Below are 19,848 nucleotides of genomic sequence, written 5' to 3'. Positions count from 1 at the left end.
CGACCGCAAATCTGTTTTGATGTTTCCTCCTTACGGTTTTTCTTCGCCTGTTTGAACTGTCCTCATCAATCTGTTATTCTACCTTCGTTTGAGAAGGGCATATTGCAATACGCCCCTGCAAGCAAACCACACGAGGCCTTGTGCGTGTTCACGAAGGAGGATCATCACTGCTCAATAAGATAGACCGACGCGTCCGGATTACAATCGTTGTGCTGGTTGCTGTGGCGGTCGGCTTTGCCTGGACCGCCTTCAGCCGGATGCAGGACGGCGCCGATCCGAAAGCCGCGAGGCGGGATACCCCGCCGGCGCCGGTGGAGGTCGCCCCGATCGAGCAGGGGCCGATCGTGCTGCGGCGGACCTTCAGCGGCACGCTGGAGGCGCTGGCGGAGTTCGTTGTCGCGCCGAAAGTGAGCGGCCGCGTCGAGGGCCTGGCGGTCGACCTCGCCGACACCGTCCGGCGCGGGCAGGTGGTCGCGGAGCTCGACGACGACGAGCACTTGCAGGCGGTCGCCCAGGCGCGGGCCGATCTGGCGGTGGCGAAGGCCAACCTCGCCGAAGCCGAAAGCGGGCTCGACATCGCGCTTCGGGAACTACAACGGATCGAAACGCTGCTTGAGCGGGGCGTGGCGTCCGAGTCCCAGCGCGATACGGCCAAGATCAACCAGCTGGCGAAGCAGGCCCAGCTCGATGTCGCCGAGGCGCAGTTGACCCGGGCCGAGTCGTCGTTGGAAACGGCGAATATCCGGCTGCGGTACACGAAGATCACCGCCGATTGGAGCGGCGGCGACGACCGGCGGGTCGTGGCGGAGCGCTACGTCGACGAAGGACAGACCGTCTCGGCCAACGCGCCGCTGCTCTTGATCGTGGAGCTCGATCCCCTCACCGGGGTGATTTTCGTGACGGAGAAAGACTACGCCCGTCTTCGGGTCGGCCAGACCGCTTCACTGATGACCGACGCCTATCCCGGCGAGCCGTTCGAGGGACGGATCGCCCGGATCGCCCCGGTCTTCCGGGAAGCGACCCGACAGGCGCGGGTCGAAATGAAAATCGAGAATGCGAAACGCCGTCTCAAACCCGGGATGTTCATCCGGGCGACGATCGTGCTCGACCGGGTTCCGGAGACGACGATCGTTCCGGAGCAGGCGCTGACCACCCGCGGCGACCGGACCGGGGTTTTCGTCGTCAATGAGGCCGACCGGACGGTCGCCTGGCGCGAGGTGACCGTCGGCATCCGGGAAGGAGGCCGCGTGCAGGTGGAGGGGGAAGGATTGTCGGGCCGGGTCGTCACGCTCGGTCAGCAATTGGTGGACGACGGTTCCCGAGTGACGATTCCCGCCGAGCAGGGCGAAGCGGCTTCCCTCCCGAAGACGGCGGAGCGCGGATGAGGCTCCCGCAACTCAGCGTAGAGCGGCCGATTTTCGTGACGATGGTGACCCTGATCGTCGTGATTCTCGGCGCGGTCTCTTTCAGCCGCCTGCGGATCGACCTCCTCCCCGAAATCGAGCTGCCGACGCTGACGATCAGCACCGAGTACGAAGGGGCCAGCCCGGAGGTGATGGAGCGGCTGGTCACCCAGATCATCGAAGAGATCGTCGGGACCGTTCCCGGCGTGGAGGAGCTCACCTCCCAATCGTCGGAAGGGAGCAGCCGCGTCCGGGTCCGCTTCGGATGGGGGACCGATATCGACGCGGCCGCGATCGATCTGCAGGCGACGCTGGAAGACGAGATCAGCGAGCTCCCCGAAGACATCGTCCGGCCCCGGATCAGCAAATTCGACATCGCTTCATTCCCGGTGGTGCTCCTCGGCATCTCCAGCGCGCTCGACCCGGTGGAACTGACGCAGCTGATCGAAGACCAGATCCGCTACCGCTTCACCCATGTTCCGGGGGTCGCCCAGGTCGATTTGTGGGGAGGTTATAACCGGGAGGTCCGGATCGGGCTTGATCCCGACCGGGTCAAAGCGCTCGGCCTGCCGCTCGACCGGGTGCTCCAATCGATCGAAGACGCCAATCTCGATTTGCCGGCGGGCCGGATCGACCAAGGACGGTACGAGGTCACCCTTCGCGCGCCGGCCGAGTTCGCCAATCTCGATCAAATCCGCAACACGGTCATTACACGGCGCGACGGCGCCGCGGTGACGCTCCGCCAGATTGCCGAGGTCACCGACACCTATGAGAAGCTGACGCGGATCATCCGGGTCAACGGCGAGCGCGGCCTGCGGGTGGCGATCCGCAAGCAGGCCGACGCAAATACCGTCGAGGTCTCCAGGGCGGTGCTCGCCAAAATCGAGGAGGTCAACAAAACCTTTCCGCAGATCGAAATCGTGCCGGTCAGCAACCAGGGGAATTTCATCGAGCGGTCGATCGCCAACGTCGCGCAGTCGGTCCTCTACGGCGGCGGCCTGGCGATCGCGGTCCTCCTCTTCTTCATGCGCAGCTTCCGCAGCACCCTCGTGATCTCCCTGGCGATCCCGATCTCGCTCATCGCCACCTTCGCGCTGATCTATTTTTGGGGCCTCACGCTGAACCTGATGACCCTGGGGGGGCTGGCGCTGGGGGTCGGGATGATGGTCGACAGCTCCATCGTGGTGCTGGAGAACATCTTCCGCCGGCGGGACGAGGCGGGCGAGCCGCCGGCGGTCGCCGCCGTGGAAGGGACCCGGGAAGTCGGCCCGGCGATCATCGCCAGCACCGTGACGACCCTCGTCATTTTCCTCCCGCTGGTTTTCGTCCGCGGCGTCTCCGGCATCCTTTTTCAGGAGCTGGGATACGTCATCATGTTCTCCCTCCTCTGCTCCCTGCTGGTGTCGCTCAGCCTGGTGCCGATGCTCGCCTCCCGATTTCTGAAACCGCCGGGGGAGGCGCAGCCCGCGAAGCGAGCGTCCCGGTTCGAGCGCTGGGCCGACGCCGCGGGGGGGGCTTTCACCGCGTTCGAAAACGGCTACCGCGATCTTCTCCGACGGGTGTTGGACCGCCGATGGCTGACCGTCTTCAGCGCCGCGGCGATTTTCGCCGCGAGCCTTCTTCTGGCGCCGATGATCGGCACCGAGTTTCTCCCTCCCAGCGACGAGGGGGAGGTCCGCGTGACCGGCGAGATGGAGGTCGGGACCCGGCTGGAGCTGGTCGATCAGCAGACGCGGCGGATGGAGCGGATCGTCCATGCCGCCGTGCCGGAAGCGGTCTCGTCGGTGGTGAGCGTCGGGGCGCTGGGGTGGCGGCCAGACGCGGCCGCCCAGGGGGAGATCAACCTGTCGCTGCGGCCGGCGGCCGAGCGGACCCGCTCGAACGTGGAGATCGCCGAGGATTTGCGGCGCCGTCTCTCGGGGAATATTCCCGCCATGGAAATTCGCACCCGCGCCCCGCAGGGCCAATTCCTGCTCGACCGGCTCCTGGGGGGGGATGAAGGGTTGACGATCGAGATCCGCGGGTTCGACCTTCAGACGCTCGACGCGCTGGCCGCCCGGGTCGCCGAGGGGATCTCGAATGTGCCGGGGATTGCCGACGTCGACACCAGCCGCGAAGCGGGCATTCCGCAGCAGGAGATCCGGGTCGACCGTGACAAGGTGGCCGACGTCGGCCTGAGCGTTCGCGACGTCACTGAAGTTCTGGAGACCGCCATCGCCGGCTCCCGTGTCGGGCTCTTCAGAAGCCAGGGCAATTCTTATCGTATCCTCGTGCAGCTCAAAGATGCCGAGAAGCGTTCTCTCGACGAGATCCTCAATCTGACCTTGACCACGGCGTCGGGGGAGCAGGTGGCGCTCCGCAGCCTGGTGACGGCGGAACCAAGCCGCGGACCGATCCTAATCGAACGAAAGGACCAGCAGCGGCTGGTGACGGTCACCGCGAACGTCGCGGGGCGCGACCTCGGCTCGGTCGCCGGGGAGGTGCAGGAGCGGCTCGACCGGATCCCGCGTCCCGTCGGGTACGACCTGATCATCGCCGGCAACTTCGAAGAGCAGCAGAAGTCGTTCCGGGAGCTGATCGTGTCGCTCGTGCTGGCGCTGGTGTTGGTCTATATGGTCCTCGCCTGCCAGTACGAGTCGCTGCGCGATCCTGTCGTTGTGATGGTCTCCGTCCCCCTGGCGGCGGTCGGCGTCCTGGTGACCCTCTTTTTGACGAAGACCACGCTCAACCTCCAATCGTACATCGGTTGCATCATGTTGGGGGGGATCGTCGTCAACAATGCGATTCTGCTGGTGGACCAGGCCGGGCAGCTGCGCCAGCGCGGGATGGGGGTCCGCGAGGCGATGGCGGAGGCGGGCCGAAGGCGGCTTCGGCCGATTCTGATGACGACGCTGACGACCATCCTCGCCCTGCTGCCGCTGGCGTTCGGCATCGGCGAGGGGGCCGATGCCCAGGCCCCCCTCGCGCGGGCGGTCGCCGGCGGCCTCACCGCGTCCACCCTGATCACGCTGGTCCTCATTCCGGCGGTCTACTCCCTCTTCCATCCCGAACCGAAAGCGGGCCGCGCATGACGCGACCCGGTCCGATTCGGCGTCTGATATTGATTCCGGCCGCAGCACTGCTCGCGCTCTCCGGCGGCTGCCTTCAAATCGATCGATGGCGCCTCTTTGACGCCGATTTAGAATCCCACCTTCGTAAAGAAACCGTCCGTCCCATCACGCTGCCGGAGGAGGTTCAACCGGTGCTGGCCGAGCCGCCCCCGTTCACATTGCCCGACGCGGGGCCGGTTGATCTCTCCGTCGAGCAGGCGATCTTGCTGGCGCTGCACAACAACCGCGATCTGAAGGTCCGCCAGATCAACCCGATCATCACCGGGACGTTCGAGCAGATCGAGCGGGGCGTGTTCGATCCGGAATTGTTCGCGGAGCTGACCTACGGGAGAGAGCGGCTCAGCGAGACCGACCGCGCCACCGGCACGCAGTTCAACGTCGAGGGAAGCGAGCGGACCGCCGTGGCCGGGATCCGCCAGGATCTGCCGACCGGCACCACGTTCGAAGCGGCGGTCGGGCAGGGCCGAAGCAGCTCCGACCGGACCCCCGAGCAGCAGACCGCGCGGCTGGGACTGAGCATCACTCAGTCGCTGCTGCGCGGATTCGGCCCGGCGGTGAACCTGGTGAGCGTGCGCCAGGCGGAGCTTGACACCCTGGCGAGTCTCTACGAGTTGAGGGGATTTACAGAGGCGCTTCTGTCCGAGGCCGAGACCGCCTACTGGAACTACGTCCTGGCGCGCCAGGAGATCGAGATTTTCGAGCGGTCGCTGGAGGTGGCGCAGCGGCAGCGGCAGGAGGTCGAGCTTCGGATCGAGGTCGGTATTTTGCCGAAGATTGAGGCGGCGGCCGCCCGCGCCGAAGTCGCCCTGCGGGAGCAAGCGCTCATCGATGCGCGCAGTCTGGTGGAGGAGACCCGGCTGCGGCTGCTGCGGTTGATCAACCCCGGCGCAGAGCGTCCGCTCGATCTTCGGGTCGATGCGACGAGCGATCCCGCCATCGATCCGGAGCCGATCGCCGACCTCGACGACCGTCTCGATCTCGCCGAGCGGTCCCGCCCCGATTTGAACGAAGCGCGCCTGCGGTTGACGCAGAACCGTTTGGAAACGATCGTCACCCGGAACGGTCTTCTTCCTCGGCTCGATTTTTTTATCGCATTGGGGCAAACCGGTTTTGCAGGAAGCTTTTCCGATTCGTTTCGCGAGTTGAACGGAGAGACCTATGATGTCACCGCCGGCGTCCGATTGAGCCACTTCCTCGGCAACCGGACGGCGACGGCGCTCGACCGGGCCGCGCGGGCGTCGCGGCGCCAGACGGCCGAGGCGGTGGACAACCTCCGGCAGCTCGTCCGACTCGACGTGCGACTGGTGGCGAATGAGGTGGAGCGCGCCCGTCAGCAGATCTCGGCCACCCGGGCGACCCGCATTCTCCTGGAAGAAACGCTGGCCGCGGAAGAAGAACGGTTTAGCGTGGGGTCGGGGACGGCGCTGCTGGTCGCCCAGGCCCAACGCGATTTGCTCGCCGGCAGCATCGCCGAGGTTGAAGCGATCGTCCAGTACCGCATCGCGTTGGTGGAGCTCTATCTCGCGGAGGGGAGCCTGCTGGAGCGCCGCGGCGTCCGGCTTCCCGCGGCGGGGCAAATTCAGTGATTTAAAAAAAAGGAGAGAGGGGCTTTCCCGGGATCAGACCGCTTTGCCGATCATTTTGGGGGAAGCGGAGAGGGTCGCTCTATGCAGCGGCTTCCATTTTAAGAAGCCTCTTTAGTTTGTCTTTGATATAGTCTTCGGCCGATTGATCTTTCGAATCGAGATAGTCGTCGATGTACATTCTGCGGATCTCTTTATAACCGTATCCCTTCCGGGTCACTTTATAGGAAGCCCCGCTGAACCAGTCGGATCCAAAGTGGAGCTCTTCCCGGTTCCCGCCGATTTCCTGATAAAAACTTAAAATCATCTGTTTTGCTTCTTCTTGATCCACCTATTCCTCACCTTTTGGATTGAAGATCAAATCGCTTCGACTCTTTTACCTCAAAGAACCCCGGGTTTCCTTCTCGGACCGCTTCGCGGCTTTTTTTTCTTGCATCGTCTTGGCCGGTTTTTTCTTGGTCTGTTTTTTTGTATCCCTGCCCTTGCTCATTGTTTCTGCTCCTTGTGTGTTCGATTTACATGCGGAACTCTTCACAAACCCTCAGCTCCGTTTGCTCGAGGATATCATCCAGACAGGTGAAGCAGGTAAAGGGGAAATCTTCAGCCGGGAAGGTGCGGGTTTCAGATTCGAGGGAATTGGTTTCAAGGGCCGGTCCACTGCAGATTTTATGGGTGATCAAAATCATCTTCACATCCTCTCAAAGGGTTGGACGATCTGGAACAATCAAGAGGACGTTAACATCTCGATTTTGTATCTGGACCTCTGTAGAGTCTACTCGCAATGAGCGAGAAGCGCAATAGCTTAAACTAAAGAGGGGGAAAGGGCCTTGACAAAAGATTGCGGTACTTTTATAACAGATCCAACCTTATGACGCGTAAACGAGCCCTTCCTTTTAATGCCAATACCTTCCTTGCCATCGTCGGCAGCGGAAAAACGATTCTAAACTCCCCGAAGAAACAAAGCCTCTTTTTACAAGGGGATGCGGCGGACGCCGTATTCTATATCCAGTCGGGCAAGGTCAAACTCACTGTGGTTTCCCCGAAAGGGAAGGAAGCGGTCGTGGCGATCCTGGGACGCGCCGATTTTTTCGGCGAAGGGTGTCTTGCCGGACAGTCGGTTCGTATGGCGACCGCGATCTCGATGGAAGATTCCACGATCGTCCGGATCGAAAAAGCCGCCATGATCTCCGTGCTCCATGAACAGCCCGCCTTCTCCGAACTGTTCATGGCCTATCTGCTCTCCCGCAACATCCGGATCGAAGAAGATTTGGTCGATCAGCTCTTTAATTCAAGCGAGAAGCGGCTCGCCCGGGTGCTTCTTCTGCTGGCCCATTTTGGAAAAGAAGGAAAATCGGAGCTCGTCATCCCGAAGATGAGCCAGGAGACGCTGGCGGAAATGGTCGGCACCACCCGGTCCAGGGTCAGCTTCTTTTTGAACAAGTTCAAGAAGCTCGGCCTGATCGAGTATAACGGTGAATTGCGCGTCCACAGCTCCCTTCTGAATATCGTCCTGCACGATTAGCGCTCATCTCTCCTCTATACCATGTCATTCATTTGATCTTCTCGATTCTCAAAACTGAGCAATATTGACCAGACTTTCTCTGTTTTTCCCGTCAGAATATCACCAAGGGAAGTGATGTCCGGTGAGAACGCCGGAGCGGGTGCGGGTCGCGACTTTTCTTTCGAGAGTCGAAACAGAGTGGTCTTCAACGGAATAGATGGCCCGAGGTTTCTAAAATGATGATCACGACAAAAGATCTCCTTCAATATCTTTTTATTTTTCTCGTTCTCCTCTGGCCGGTCTGGGTGCTTGGTCTGGTTTTTCTCCGATGGCTGCTCCGGACAGCAGGGTCATTCCTGGGGATCTTCAAAACAGAGAAATTGGCTCCCCGGGAAAAAGGGCTATCAAAACCGGCCGAGCCGTTGATCGGGACCTCTTAGACGATTCCTGTCCGGGTCGAGAGGGGCGATTCCAATTTAAAGTGAACGAATCCATGTCCGAATGCAATAAGACATGGTGCATCGCTATCGGCCGGCGCACCCCCCGCGCCGGCCGGTAGCGGGCTTAATCATTTTTCGAAAGGCAAGACTCATGTTATGGACGATCGCTCTGTTTTTAATGGTTCTGTGGCTGTTCGGATGGGTGAACGGCTCGATAATGGGAGGGTGGTTTATTCATGCCCTGCTCAGCAGCATCATTCAAGGCCGAAGACCGCGTAACCCGCGGGAGGCTATCAACAATCCGGTTTTGTAAGGGCGAAGCGAAATGAAAATGGAGAGACTGTTCGCCATTGTCTTGATCACCGTGGGGGTATTGACCTTTGCTTATCAAGGGATTACTCTCACGCGACAGAAGGGGGCCGATCTCAATTCCGGGGCGACACCTGAGAAGACGAGAGCCGTCCCGCCGCCGCCGATCGTGGGGGTCATCGCATTGGCCGGCGGCATCGTGTTGCTGCTTACGGGAAGCAACAAAGAAGAATAGAAAGGGTAAGATGCTACAGAGTGTGATCGGCACAGTGAGTCAGGCTTCTGAAGAAACGATCTCTTTGGAAATGGAGGGGGGGACCACCCGTCACTTTACCATGAAAGGCGCTATAAAATCGGGGGCGATTCCTCATCCGGGCGATCGTATTCTGTTGGAGTTTGATGAAGGGAACCAGATCATCGACATGATTCACATCGGTGGAAAACATCAACTGGCGCTGATTCATGGCGAGGTCATTTCCGTCGATTCAGACAAGAAAGTCGTCACGTTGAAGCTTAAAAATGGGACCTCGCAATTCTACAAGATGAAAGAAGAAGTCGCCGAAAAGATAACCGATATCAAAAAAGGGACGGCCATTACCGTCATGGTCGACCAACAGAACCATTCCATCATTGATGCGCATGTTGCCTGAAAGTCGAAGAGAACATTGGAGGGAGGCCTCGGTGCCGAAGGCGACCAAAATTCAAGAAAAGGCCCTGAAACAGGCGGTGAACGCCGAGTGGAAGGACTTTGTGAGCAAGCCTCTCTGTTGGCGGTGCGGGGGCCTCATGGTCGTCGAGCAATGCCTCTATCTTCTGAAGAATAGCGGTTACACCGATCTCTTGCCGCGGCGCTGCGTGCAGTGCGGCGAGCTCGTCGATGCGATCATCCTCCGGAATCGCCGGCAGGGTTTGCCGCAACGGAGAATCGGGAGGTCTTCCACCCGCAAAGGAGGGATCGTATGAAAAAACGTGGATACCTTTTAGTGATGGCCCTGCTTGGGCTGACCGCCTGTTCCGGCGGCGGGGGGGCCGCAAGCGCTCAAATCCCGGTGCTTCTCTCCCCATACGATATGAGCAACAAGGAGGCGGCGGCTAAGAACAATGAAGGGGTCGACCATCTGGTTCAGAAACATTATGAGGTCGCCTCCCGGCACCTGAATGAAGCCATCGCGGCCAAGGGCGATTTCGCCGAGGCCCATTTTAACTTGGCGATCGCCTACGACGGCATGGGAAAACATCCGGAGGCGACAGAGGCCTTTAAGAAGGCGAAGCGGTTCGGGGGCGACAATCGGGAAATCACCGAAAACGAAATTCTAAAAAAACATCTCGGTCTATAACGGTATTCATCGAAGGGAAACACCCAACGCGATACACCTCCCTGAAACGTCTCCAAGCATTCCTTACTTTCCAACAGAATCCAAGCTAAAAACAAGTTAGGTTCATTCCGTTTTTTCACGGCAGAAGTTTTTTCTGCCCGAATCGATCGGGCGGGTCTGGAAAGAGAACCTCCGCCGCCTGGATCAGGAGCGATTCGTATTTTTCGGCGTCGAATCCCCATGACCCGTCGATGAATCCGAGCGCTCGGGCGCGGTCCGATTTCACGCGTGATTTGGCGTCGGTGATCACATACGAAATGCTCTGCCCGGGGGAGAGACGCACCCCGCGGCCGGCGAGCTCTTTGGCGACGATCGCCGTGAGGCTGTCTTTTTGATATTCCGAGGGGGACTTCGAAAGGGTCTTGGCGATCGCCAACTCCCAGAAGGAGACCCGCCTCGCTTTGAGCCGCTCCCGATAGGCCTCCCGGATCGCTTCGACCTCGGGGAGGAGCGCCTCGTACGCTTCCCGATTCTTCGCCTGAGAGAGGATCTCGATCATTTCGGTCTGGGCGGCCCGGATGAACGGCGGGGTGTCGCCGCGGCGGGCTTCGATCCCCCGCAGCTTGACCTCGCCGTTTCGGAAGACACCGAGATAGCGGTTGGGGACCCCGATCTCCGGATCGGACTTCGAGGGGGGAAAGAGGACCCAGCGATAGACCCCCTCAAACGCGATCGGGATCTCGCACGCCTTCGAGATCCGCTCGGCCAGCGCTTCATAGTCGGCCTCCGTCGTTCCCGATTTTTTAATCCAGAGAGAGTCGACGATCGCATGGATCATCTCGAACCCCTCCGCTTCGACGATTTCCTTCGCCTGGAGCAGCTTCTCCCGGGCATAGGCGGTGATCGCCTCGTGGGCTTCGATCTTCCCGAACCGGGCGTTCTTATATCCTTGATAGCCGAAGGTGGTAACCATGCCCCACTTGAGCGCCGACTGCCGCGCGTCATACCGCGCCTTCCACTCCGGATCGGTCGCGGTTTTCTTGAGCCGCTTGTACTCGGCGCGCTTGGCCAGAAAGGGCTCCAGGAAGCGGGGGATCAATCCGCGGCGCTTTGTGCAGAGATGGTGGCCGATCTCCGGAACGAGATTGTGCGGGCAGCAAGGGCAGTTGATCGTCTCGGGGGAGATGTTGTAACGGGCCATCATCGCGGGGTACATCGAGGCGAAGTCGAGCTCCGCGACCTCTTCGTGAAAGCCGAGCTTGGGGGCGTAGGTCAGCCCCCCTTTGTCGGTCAACATCAGCTGGTCGGCGCTCTTGAACGCCTCGCTCTCCTGCTTTCGCCAGGGGATCAGAATCCCGTCCTCAAATGCCAGCGCCATCTGCATCGAGGTGATTCCGGTGCCGGTGGTGGTCCGCGCCATCTGCTGGACCGGGATCCGCGAGAGGCGGGCGAACTCAAAGAGCCCTTCAAGCTCGGTCTGATCGACCAAGAAAGAGTTATGCAGATCGATGTGCCAGCGGCCGAGGAGCAGGTGCGCTTGCGCCTGATGGACGACTTGGCCATATGTAAAATAAGAGCGTTCGCGCCGGGTGATCACCCCCGTATCCGGCTCTCGGTTGAGCAGAAGCGGGAAGCGCTTCTTTTTGGCCATCGCCATCAGCTGGGGGAGGAGGTACGGATCGCCCCATTCGGAGAGAATCAGGTCGGGATCGTGCCGCAGCAGCATCCGGTCGAACCGGTCGATCAGCCCCGCCTCATCCTCCGCTTCGAGGCAGGAGGTCCGCCCATCGATCGTGACCTCCAGCCGCCGGGGACCGGTGTGATCGGGGCGAAGGCTTCCCCCTTCCATTCGAAGGATCAGGGTCGTCAAGGGGGGGGTGGTGTAATCGGTCCGCCAGATCGAATCGAGTAAGCCGACCGTTTGAATGGTTCCGGAGGGATCGACCTCCACCTCGCAGAAGGCCAGCGGGAAGTGCTTGCGCTCGAAGAAATAGAGCTGCGGGAGGGAGAGATCGCAGTTGTAGAGCGAGATTCCGCTCCCTTCCGGTTTGATGGCGGCGGAGGTGCACCAGCGGACCACCTTCGTAAAGTGGATTGGATTGAAAAGTTTTACCCGTGTGACCGGGATCGTTTTCCCCGAGTAGAACTCAATCCCCACGGCGCGGGTGACCTCCATCGGCAGGTTCAAGCGCGAGAGAAAGGTCAGAAGCGGACGGACAGAGGCGGGAGGGCCGCCGATGTAGAAAGCGGGGGAGAAGGGATCGAGCAGCCGGTGTTTTCTCCCTTGCGCGTCGATGATCCAGACCCGCATCCCCCCGTCGACCGCGTAGACATCAAAGATCCAGCCGGTGATCTTCATCGACCCTCCTTCTATTCAGAAACGCTTCCAGGTGGGAGACCCGCGCTTCAAGCAGCGCATTTTTTTTGTACGACTCGATCAACATCGCCACGATCATCGCTTCAAACGGCGAGCTCTTCGAGGCGTAGCTGCCGGAAGCGACATGGTATTTCGCCGCGCGAAAAAGCGCGTCGAAATATTGCTGGTCCTCCTTGCGCAACGCCCGGTGAAACGACTGCCAAGCGCTCCGTTCCTGCTCGATCAACTGCGTGAAGGTGGAGAGGGTGCGGCCCATCAACACCCCCCGGTTCGTTGCGGCGGACGTTTTTCAATAGCGAGCGTCTCTTCGCGGATGAGGATCGATTGTGCATCGGTGCGGACGGAGAAGAGACGGTCGGCCGCGTTGCGCACCATTGAAAGGAGCGACGCCGACTTGTGCGAAGGCGGGGGAGGGGAGGTCAGCACCACGATCCAGGTTCCTTCCCGGGCCTGCCGCGCCAGGGTTGATACGGTGCGGGAGAGGAGGGTTTTTCTCTCGGTGAAAGAGACCGCTTCATCATAAAAGGTGGCGAGCGGCTCTGCCAGCAGCACCAGACGGGGACGGTGCCGCGCGATTCCAATGCCGAGCTGCCGGGTGATGAGGGAGGTCATCTGATGGCAGGTGGCGGCACGGGAGATAAAAATTGACGAGAGAAAAAGGCGCGGATCGTGTCCGATCCGCTTCGCCAGATTTGTGATCGGATATGGGTTGAAGCAGTTGTCCCCATCGAGAAAGAGGACCCGCTCCGACTGGGCCAGCCGCCAGCCGATCATTTCTGAAGCGAGCGGCCAGAGCGCGGCATCGCCGCAAAAAAAGATCACCCCGCCCGGCATTCTGGAGATGAGGGAGACCGGCGGTCCGGAGAAGAAGGGGGCGTCGATTTCGTAGGTCGTGTCCACAAGCGTGCTCCTCTTCTACGATCAAACGACCGGCCGAATGAGACTGACGACTTTTCCGAGAATCTGAAAGGAGGTGTCTTTCTCGGTGATGACGATCGGATCAAAGTCGGTGTTCTCGGGCTGGAGGATCAGGCTTCTCTTTTTCTTGATCAGCCGCTTCACCGTCGCTTCCCCCTCGACCATCGCAACGACGATCTCGCCGGAATCGGCATCGGCCTGTCGTTTGACCAGGACCAGATCCCCATCCAAGATTCCCGCGTCACGCATGCTCTCTCCTTTGACCTTCAGGAGGAACGTTTCCCTTCCTCGAACGAGCGAAGGATCGACCGTCAGGTGCCCGAGTAAATTCTCCTCGGCCAGAATCGGCTGCCCGGCGGCGACCCGTCCCAAGATCGGGACCGAGCGGCCGGCGCTTTTTGATTGGACGGTCCTTGCTGTCTGCGATTGCGAGATCACTTCCAGCGCCCGGGCTCCCTGGCCTTTTCGCAAATGCCCTTTGCGGATCAGTGCGGCGACATGTTTGAAAGCCCCCCGCGTTCCGACCATCCCGAAGTGGCCTGCGATTTCACGCAAGGAAGGGGGGTAGCCTTTCTGCTCCACCGTTTGCTGGATGAAGGTGAGGATTTCTTGCTGCCGTGCCGTGATGGTATCCATATGAATACCATTCTAGCCGAAGGAATTGGAAAGTGTCAAGCGGAAATTCCGGAAGGGGGTACTACAGCGAAAGACGAGAATATTTGGCGTAGCCATCCATAGAGGATAGAGAAGAACAGAGATTTACGTGGAAATATTAGAACTGATTGAATTCTTCGACGGTGATTCCTGCTTGACGGATCAGTTTTCTTAAGAGGCCCGGCCCGAGCTCATCGTGCTGGGGGATAGAAAGGGTATATTGATTTCCAGGTTTGGTCATCATGACATGAGAGCCGCGTCTGCGGGAGACGATCCATCCTGCGCGTTTCAATTTATTTACCGCCTCAGCCCCCGAACATAGCCTGAGCGCGGGAGACATCAGACAACAACCTCGACCACCCTGGACGGATCGAACTCGCGTTTGGCCTCCATCACCTCCAGCCAACCTTCAATTGCTTCCTTGACATTGGCAATCGCTTCCTCACGCGTCTTTCCTTGAGAGATACATCCCGGCAAGGCCGGAACTTCAGCGACATAATATCCCGCCTCATCCTTCTCAATAACAACATGCAATTTCATTTTCCATTTCTCCTTTGTCTCTACTACAACGGATCTACATCCAGGACGTTTGTATGCTGTTGTCTGTGTCTTGTGTAGACTTTAAATAGAATACCTCAGAATAAAACCTAAGACAAGCATCCAAAGGTTCTATTCCTCCCGGTTCCCCCCCACCACCAGCGTAATCTCCCCCTTCACCGTCTTCTTCCCGATCTTCTCCAATACCTCCGTCACCGTCCCCCGAATGAACTCCTCGAACATCTTGGTGATTTCCCGCGCAACGACAACGGGCCGGTCGCCAAGGATCGTCTTGATTTCTTCAAGCAGCCCGACGATTCGAAACGGCGATTCGTAGAAGATCAACGTCCGCGGATCGGGCTTGAGTTGCTCCAGCCGCCGGGCGCGGGCCCCTTTCTTTTTTGGTAAGAAGCCTTCGAAGACAAATCGGTCGGGGGGAAGGCCGGAAACGGCCAGCGCCGCAAGAGCGGCGGCGGGGCCGGGGATGGGGCTGACGGGGAGGCCGGCGCGGATCGCTTCGCGAATCAAATAAAAACCGGGATCGGAGAGGGTGGGGGTGCCGGCGTCGGAGACGATGGCGATCGAAGCCCCCTCCGCCATTTTGGAAAGGAGAACCGGCGTTTTCTCTTCCTTGTTGAAGTCGTGATAGCTGGTGAGCGTGGTGTGGATGTCGAAATGGGAGAGGAGCTTTTGGGTGTGGCGGGTGTCTTCCGCGGCGATGATCGCGACCTCTTTCAGGATGCGGATCGCCCGGAGGGTGATGTCTTCGAGATTGCCGATCGGGGTGCTGACGACATAGAGCGTTCCCGACATGGAGGGTCCGAGGGTTAGGTGATCTGCTGTTCGAGCAGCAAGCAGAGGAGGTGGCCGATCATGATGTGCGATTCTTGAATCCGGGCGGTGTTCGATGAGGGAACTTTAAGACAAAGATCGGTTTGGGAGGCGAGCTTCCCCCCCTTCTCGCCGGTCAACCCGATCGTCTTCGCCCCCTTCAATTTGGCGGCGGCGATCCCTTCCAGGACGTTGGGAGAATTCCCGCTGGTGCTGATGCCGATGACGACATCGGCCGGCTGGACCCACGCCTCGACCTGCCGGGAGAAAATCTTGTTGTAGCCGTAATCGTTGCCGATGGCGGTGAGGGTCGAGGTGTTCGTCGTCAAAGCGATGGCGGGGAGGGCGCGCCGTTCCCGCTCGAAGCGTCCGACCAACTCCGCCGCGATGTGCTGGGCATCCCCGGCGCTTCCGCCGTTTCCGAAAAGGACAAGTTTTCCGCCGTTGCCATAAGAGGCAACGATCCAGGCCGCCGCTTGGGCGATCTCCGGGATCATGTTCCGGACGATGGCCTCTTTGACCTGGATGCTCTCCAGGATCGTCCGCCGAATGATCTCACCCGACGCTTCGGAAAGTCCCATGCCGACTCCTTTTTATGCATGTCTAAATGGGCTAAGACTACACTTTTCCAGGGGTGGAGTCAACGAACAAGTGGTCAAACATCATCTTTCGTCTTGTCAATTTTCTGTCTTTCTCGTATACTCTTTAGATCAATCACGGAGGAAAGGCGATGAATATTGCGGTTATCGGCTCCGGCTATGTCGGCCTTGTCACCGGGGCCTGTTTTGCGGAGTTCGGCGTCAATGTAACCTGCGTCGATAAGGAAGAAGCGAAGATCGCGGCGCTCAAAAAAGGGATCATCCCGATTTATGAGCCGGGTCTGGAAGAGCTGGTCAAAAAGAACGTTCAGAATAAACGCCTTTCCTTCAGCACCAACACCATCGAGGCGATCCAAGGGGCGCTGGTGATTTTTATCGCCGTCGGGACCCCCGATCGGGGCGACGGATTTGCCGATCTCTCCTATATTGAGACGGTCGCCGAGACGATCGCCGAGCATATGAACGGCTATAAGGTGATCGTGACCAAGAGCACCGTTCCGGTCGGAACCGGAGACCGGCTCCGTTCCATTATCGGCAGCAAGCAGAAGGAACATTTCGACTTCGATATCGTTTCGAATCCGGAGTTTTTGCGGGAGGGATCGGCGATCGAAGATTTCCTCCGTCCCAATCGGGTGGTGATCGGGGCGAACAGCCAGCAGGCGGTCGCGATCATGCGCGATCTTTATCGTCCGCTTTACCTGATCGAAACACCGTTGCTGATCACCGATATCCCGACCGCCGAGATGATCAAGTATGCCTCGAACGCCTTTTTGGCGACGAAGATTTCCTTCATCAATGAAATTGCCAATCTCTGCGAAGGGGTGGGGGCCAATGTCCAGGACGTCGCCAGGGGGATGGGGCTCGACGGCCGGATCGGCTCGAAGTTTTTACACCCCGGACCCGGTTTCGGCGGCTCCTGTTTCCCGAAGGATGTCTCCGCGCTGTCGCAGATTGCGCAGAAGAACGGTTATGAATTCAAAATCGTCAAGGCGGTCATCGAGGTGAATCGGCAGCAGCGGGAAAGAATGATCGCGAAGATCGAAAAGGAAATTGGAAATCTCAAGGGGAAGCAGATTGGGATCCTCGGCCTCTCCTTCAAGCCGAACACGGACGATATGCGGGAGGCCCCCTCCGTCGCGATCATCCGCGCCCTTCAAGAACGGGGAGCCAAAATCATTGCGCATGATCCGGCCGCGATGGAAGAGGCGAAGAAGGTTCTGAAAGAGGTGACCTATGCCGCCGATCCCTATGCGGTGGCCGACGGATCGGATGCGATCATCCTGATGACCGAGTGGAATCCCTTCCGGAACCTCGATCTCGATCAGATCAAGAAGAAGTTAAAAGCCCCCGTTTTCGTCGACCTTCGGAACGTCTATGAGCCGAAAAAAATGGCCGCCCTCGGTTTCAAATACACCAGCGTGGGACGGCCATCCTGATTAAAAGAGGGGCGTCGTTCATGGCGCCCTTCTTTCATTTACTCTTTTTGTATCAATCCCCCCGGTACTGTGCGACCCCTCCAAACGTTCCAAACCATTTGTGGCCCTGGCGATCGATGGCGATCGCATACACGGCGCCTATCCCTTCTTTCTCGGTAAAATTCTTAAATTTCTTGCCGTCGAACCGGCTGACCCCGCCGTCGGTCCCGATCCATAATGTCCCTTTCGCGTCGAACTTGAGAGCATGGATGATATTTCCGGCAAGGCCGTCTTGGACCGTATAGCTCTTCCATTTCTTTCCATCGAACTGGGAGAGCCCCCCGCCGAGGGTTCCGACCCAGAGGCGATTTTGTGAATCGATGACGGAGGAGACGACGTAGTTCGGATTATATTCGAGCGGTTTGTCCCCTCCCTGGTGGTGTTGTGGAACAAACTGTAAATCCGCGACCTCCGGGGGTTTTACCCGGGCGACCTCTGCGCCGACCCCTTCCTTGTTGGTCCAGCTCTTCCAACTCTTGCCGTCGAACCGGCTGACCCCCCCTTCGGTGCCGAACCAAAACGTTCCCTTCTGATCCTGCGCCAAGGTGTAGACCCATTTATCAATCAGCCCGTCGTCGGTTGTGTAGGTCTGAAAAAACGTGCCGTCGAATCGGCTGACCCCTTTCCATGTGGCGACCCACATGGTTCCTTTCGGATCGAAATGAACCCCGTAAACCCAAAGATCGCCCAGCCCTTTGCCGCTGCCGAAGCGGGTCCAGGACGCCTCTCCATACGAAGCGGTGGAGCCGCTGCCGTAGGGGGTATAGGTCGTCCACTGTTTTCCGTCGAACTTGCTCAGTCCTCCGCCGTAGGTTCCGATCCACTTGTTTCCCTTGGGATCGATCGCGACCGTGTGGATGATGTTGGAGAGGAGTCCGTTTTTGGTCGTGTAGGACTTTTGTTCTTCACGGACCAGGTCGTATCGGAGGAGACCGTTCGAGGTTCCCACCCAGAGGACATCCCCCTCTACCGCCAACGCCCGAACGATCGAAAAGAGAGTAAAGTGCGTCCACAATTCTTCAGGGGAAGCATGAGGGTTGGCCTGCGAATAAGCGGGACGGGGAGAAATCGGTTGGAAAGCAAAGGGAATCGAGACGAAGAGAATAAAAAGGAATACTAAGGTGGTTTTCCGACGCATCAAATGAGTCTCATGGAGAATAGTACTGGAAGGTCCGATAGGTTACACCGGTCGGTTCGAGCACGGCTTTGCCCGATCGCGTGATCCATTCCTCGGCCGTCTGGGAGATCCAATTGCCGACCGAATCGAATTTGTAACTGTATTGCTTTTTGAACTTCACCGCTCCGGCCGCGTCGAAGCGGGTCTCCTCGATCACGTTTCCCTTGGCGTCATAACGGTAAACCGTCTTGAAGTCGAGTGTGCTCACGCGGACCTGTTCGTGCGGAAGGCCCTGCATCTGGACGAGGTAAAAATTCTCTTCGGTCTTTCTCCCCTCCGCGTCATAGAGGTAGACCCATTTGAAATCTTTCGTGCTATGGACCTGATGGCGGAACTCTTCGGCGAGGTTTCCGTCTTTGTCGTAGGTATAGGTCGCCTTGGAAAAGAGGACGCCGTTCACCTGGGTGCGGGTCTCTTCGACCCGGTTCTGCGCATGGGTGTAGGTCCATTTAAAAACAGGAAACTCTTTGTGGTCGTATTCGACCCCGTCCGTCAGGTTTCCGTTAACATCATAATTGAAGACCGATTTGAAGTTAAGGGAGACGTCGTCATAGAGTTGATCCTCCTGGATCTTGTTTCCCTTCAGATCGTAGGTGTTGGAGAGCCAGGGGATGCGGGGGCTTTCGATCCATTTCCCTTCCTGGTTGGAGATATTCGTCAGTTCGATGAGGACCGTCTTCACCGGCCCGATCAGGTGCTCTTGCTCTCGGTCCGTTTTCGTGCCGGCCAACGCAGGATCAATCAGGAGGGTGACCAGGGCCAAAGCGATCAGGGAGGTTTTCATCGGTGTTTTATTGAATGTGTCTAAATACATGGCAAGATGGACTTCTTGGGAGGAGACGGAAAGGGGACCTGAAGCGAAGCAGCCGTCAGGTCCCCTTCATCTCTTCTAGCTTTTTGGTTTCACGTGGCAGCGGGTGCAGTTGGCCAGAGGGAAAGCGACCCGGCCGTGGCAGCGTCCGCAGAACTCTCCGTTGACGATCTTCACCATCGAGATCGGATTGCCCCCCTTCTTCATCATGAAAATGCCGGGGTGGCAATTGGCGCAATCCAACCAGAAAGTATGGGGGAAATGAGGGAAGATCACATTCGGCATGGAGCCGATCGCCGGAATTTCGATATCGAACATAAAAGGAGGGGTGGGGGGTTTATTAAGATCGAGCGACTCGTGCGGCTTGATCAGGCTTTCCTGAAAGGCCTTGACCCAGTCGACTTGGCCGGAGGCATCGACCGGAAAGTTCTTCAGGACCACATCTCCATTCGTATTCTCTTGATTGTAAGGGGGGCCCGGTGTGGGAAGTTTGGTCGGGTCTTCAAATTTCGGAAGAGCGGTTGCAGGATGCGGGGCCACCAGGGAAGGTTGTGATGCAAGATCTTTCTCTTGGGCCTGGGCCGGGGCCTGAACCGGAACCGCTTGGGCCGGCGCACCGGCGGCGGCAGGTCCGGCGGGCGGATTCGCCGGTTCACTCTTGGCTTGGCGTATGCAGGCATAGAAGGTGGTGAGGGAAAGGAGTATGAGCAAGCACCCGACAAAGAGATATCTTCTTCGTTCTTTCACCCAAGCCATGAAATCCTCCCCTAAGATTCAAAAATTCTTAATGTAAGGGCGTATTGCAAT

23 protein-coding genes are annotated in these 19,848 nt (G+C 58.7%); 10 read left to right on the top strand and 13 right to left on the bottom strand.

Translation table 11 applies throughout. The annotated features are described in order from the left end of the window. The first annotated feature begins 209 nt into the window (after window positions 1–209). From MCM46_06155 to MCM46_06145, 3 genes are read left to right on the top strand one after another with little or no spacing between them, the layout of a single operon-like run. Entirely contained in the window at window positions 210–1,385 is a 1,176-nt protein-coding gene (locus tag MCM46_06155) for an efflux RND transporter periplasmic adaptor subunit (GenBank protein MCG3111392.1), read from the top strand. Further along, window positions 1,382–4,474 carry an efflux RND transporter permease subunit gene (locus MCM46_06150; protein ID MCG3111391.1) on the top strand — a complete coding sequence of 1,031 codons (3,093 nt, stop codon included), beginning with the start codon at window positions 1,382–1,384 and terminating at the stop codon, window positions 4,472–4,474. The genes MCM46_06155 and MCM46_06150 overlap by 4 nt, the downstream gene beginning before the upstream one ends. Next, on the top strand, window positions 4,471–6,099 hold the full coding sequence (locus MCM46_06145; GenBank protein MCG3111390.1) for a TolC family protein: 1,629 nt from the start codon (window positions 4,471–4,473) through the stop codon (window positions 6,097–6,099). The genes MCM46_06150 and MCM46_06145 overlap by 4 nt, the downstream gene beginning before the upstream one ends. Before the next feature lie 79 nt (window positions 6,100–6,178). Here the strand turns inward: MCM46_06145 and MCM46_06140 are convergent, their stop codons facing one another. After that, window positions 6,179–6,427, bottom strand: a complete 249-nt coding sequence (locus tag MCM46_06140; protein ID MCG3111389.1) for a hypothetical protein — start codon at window positions 6,425–6,427, stop codon at window positions 6,179–6,181. Window positions 6,428–6,611: 184 nt separating this feature from the next. Further along, window positions 6,612–6,782, bottom strand: coding sequence for a hypothetical protein (locus tag MCM46_06135; protein MCG3111388.1), 171 nt, complete (start codon window positions 6,780–6,782; stop codon window positions 6,612–6,614). Window positions 6,783–6,964: 182 nt separating this feature from the next. Here MCM46_06135 and MCM46_06130 point away from each other — a divergent pair, with 182 nt between their 5' ends. The 6 genes from MCM46_06130 (at window position 6,965) to MCM46_06105 (ending at window position 9,683) form a co-directional block, all read left to right on the top strand. After that, window positions 6,965–7,618, top strand: a complete 654-nt coding sequence (locus MCM46_06130) for a Crp/Fnr family transcriptional regulator (protein ID MCG3111387.1) — start codon at window positions 6,965–6,967, stop codon at window positions 7,616–7,618. Window positions 7,619–7,833: 215 nt separating this feature from the next. Next, window positions 7,834–8,037 carry a hypothetical protein gene (locus MCM46_06125; protein ID MCG3111386.1) on the top strand — a complete coding sequence of 68 codons (204 nt, stop codon included), beginning with the start codon at window positions 7,834–7,836 and terminating at the stop codon, window positions 8,035–8,037. Window positions 8,038–8,362: 325 nt separating this feature from the next. After that, complete coding sequence (locus tag MCM46_06120) at window positions 8,363–8,581, top strand: hypothetical protein (GenBank protein ID MCG3111385.1); 219 nt, start codon at window positions 8,363–8,365, stop codon at window positions 8,579–8,581. A 10-nt stretch (window positions 8,582–8,591) separates the two neighbouring features. After that, window positions 8,592–8,996 (top strand): hypothetical protein, encoded by a 405-nt coding sequence (locus tag MCM46_06115; protein ID MCG3111384.1) that lies wholly within the window; start codon window positions 8,592–8,594, stop codon window positions 8,994–8,996. A 31-nt stretch (window positions 8,997–9,027) separates the two neighbouring features. After that, complete coding sequence (locus MCM46_06110) at window positions 9,028–9,309, top strand: hypothetical protein (GenBank protein MCG3111383.1); 282 nt, start codon at window positions 9,028–9,030, stop codon at window positions 9,307–9,309. Then, on the top strand, window positions 9,306–9,683 hold the full coding sequence (locus MCM46_06105; protein MCG3111382.1) for a hypothetical protein: 378 nt from the start codon (window positions 9,306–9,308) through the stop codon (window positions 9,681–9,683). Before MCM46_06110 ends, MCM46_06105 begins: the two co-directional genes overlap by 4 nt. Before the next feature lie 115 nt (window positions 9,684–9,798). Here MCM46_06105 and MCM46_06100 read toward each other — a convergent pair whose 3' ends face one another. The 8 genes from MCM46_06100 to MCM46_06065 all read right to left on the bottom strand — a co-directional run bounded on the left by MCM46_06100 (window position 9,799) and on the right by MCM46_06065 (window position 15,560). Continuing rightward, window positions 9,799–12,021 carry a hypothetical protein gene (locus MCM46_06100; GenBank protein ID MCG3111381.1) on the bottom strand — a complete coding sequence of 741 codons (2,223 nt, stop codon included), beginning with the start codon at window positions 12,019–12,021 and terminating at the stop codon, window positions 9,799–9,801. Continuing rightward, window positions 11,996–12,295, bottom strand: coding sequence for a hypothetical protein (locus MCM46_06095; GenBank protein ID MCG3111380.1), 300 nt, complete (start codon window positions 12,293–12,295; stop codon window positions 11,996–11,998). The genes MCM46_06100 and MCM46_06095 overlap by 26 nt, the downstream gene beginning before the upstream one ends. Further along, window positions 12,295–12,939, bottom strand: a complete 645-nt coding sequence (locus tag MCM46_06090; protein ID MCG3111379.1) for a hypothetical protein — start codon at window positions 12,937–12,939, stop codon at window positions 12,295–12,297. Before MCM46_06090 ends, MCM46_06095 begins: the two co-directional genes overlap by 1 nt. Before the next feature lie 21 nt (window positions 12,940–12,960). Further along, on the bottom strand, window positions 12,961–13,593 hold the full coding sequence (gene lexA, locus MCM46_06085) for a transcriptional repressor LexA (GenBank protein MCG3111378.1): 633 nt from the start codon (window positions 13,591–13,593) through the stop codon (window positions 12,961–12,963). Window positions 13,594–13,729: 136 nt separating this feature from the next. Beyond that, window positions 13,730–13,903: a type II toxin-antitoxin system HicA family toxin gene (locus MCM46_06080; GenBank protein MCG3111377.1), complete on the bottom strand. Its 174-nt coding sequence runs from the start codon at window positions 13,901–13,903 to the stop codon at window positions 13,730–13,732. 47 nt (window positions 13,904–13,950) lie between these two features. Next, window positions 13,951–14,151: a type II toxin-antitoxin system HicB family antitoxin gene (locus MCM46_06075; protein ID MCG3111376.1), complete on the bottom strand. Its 201-nt coding sequence runs from the start codon at window positions 14,149–14,151 to the stop codon at window positions 13,951–13,953. Window positions 14,152–14,280: 129 nt separating this feature from the next. After that, a complete protein-coding gene (gene rsmI / locus MCM46_06070; protein MCG3111375.1) occupies window positions 14,281–14,961 on the bottom strand; it encodes a 16S rRNA (cytidine(1402)-2'-O)-methyltransferase in 681 nt (226 codons plus the stop codon). Window positions 14,962–14,975: 14 nt separating this feature from the next. Next, window positions 14,976–15,560: a D-sedoheptulose 7-phosphate isomerase gene (locus MCM46_06065; GenBank protein MCG3111374.1), complete on the bottom strand. Its 585-nt coding sequence runs from the start codon at window positions 15,558–15,560 to the stop codon at window positions 14,976–14,978. A 149-nt stretch (window positions 15,561–15,709) separates the two neighbouring features. Between MCM46_06065 and MCM46_06060 the strand changes: the two genes are divergently transcribed. Beyond that, window positions 15,710–17,014, top strand: a complete 1,305-nt coding sequence (locus MCM46_06060) for a UDP-glucose/GDP-mannose dehydrogenase family protein (protein ID MCG3111373.1) — start codon at window positions 15,710–15,712, stop codon at window positions 17,012–17,014. Between the two features lie 52 nt (window positions 17,015–17,066). Here MCM46_06060 and MCM46_06055 read toward each other — a convergent pair whose 3' ends face one another. The 3 genes from MCM46_06055 to MCM46_06045 all read right to left on the bottom strand — a co-directional run bounded on the left by MCM46_06055 (window position 17,067) and on the right by MCM46_06045 (window position 19,797). Further along, window positions 17,067–18,191 (bottom strand): hypothetical protein, encoded by a 1,125-nt coding sequence (locus MCM46_06055; GenBank protein MCG3111372.1) that lies wholly within the window; start codon window positions 18,189–18,191, stop codon window positions 17,067–17,069. 10 nt (window positions 18,192–18,201) lie between these two features. Next, entirely contained in the window at window positions 18,202–19,014 is an 813-nt protein-coding gene (locus tag MCM46_06050) for a hypothetical protein (protein ID MCG3111371.1), read from the bottom strand. A 105-nt stretch (window positions 19,015–19,119) separates the two neighbouring features. Then, the gene (locus MCM46_06045; GenBank protein MCG3111370.1) at window positions 19,120–19,797 is read right to left on the bottom strand and encodes a hypothetical protein; all 678 of its coding nucleotides are present in this window, start codon (window positions 19,795–19,797) and stop codon (window positions 19,120–19,122) included. Window positions 19,798–19,848 lie beyond the last annotated feature (51 nt).

It is taken from the genome of Candidatus Manganitrophus morganii (assembly GCA_021651055.1).
In the GTDB taxonomy this organism is placed as follows: Bacteria; Nitrospirota; Nitrospiria; order SBBL01; family Manganitrophaceae; genus Manganitrophus; species Manganitrophus morganii.
This window is presented reverse-complemented; position numbering and strand designations above follow the sequence as displayed.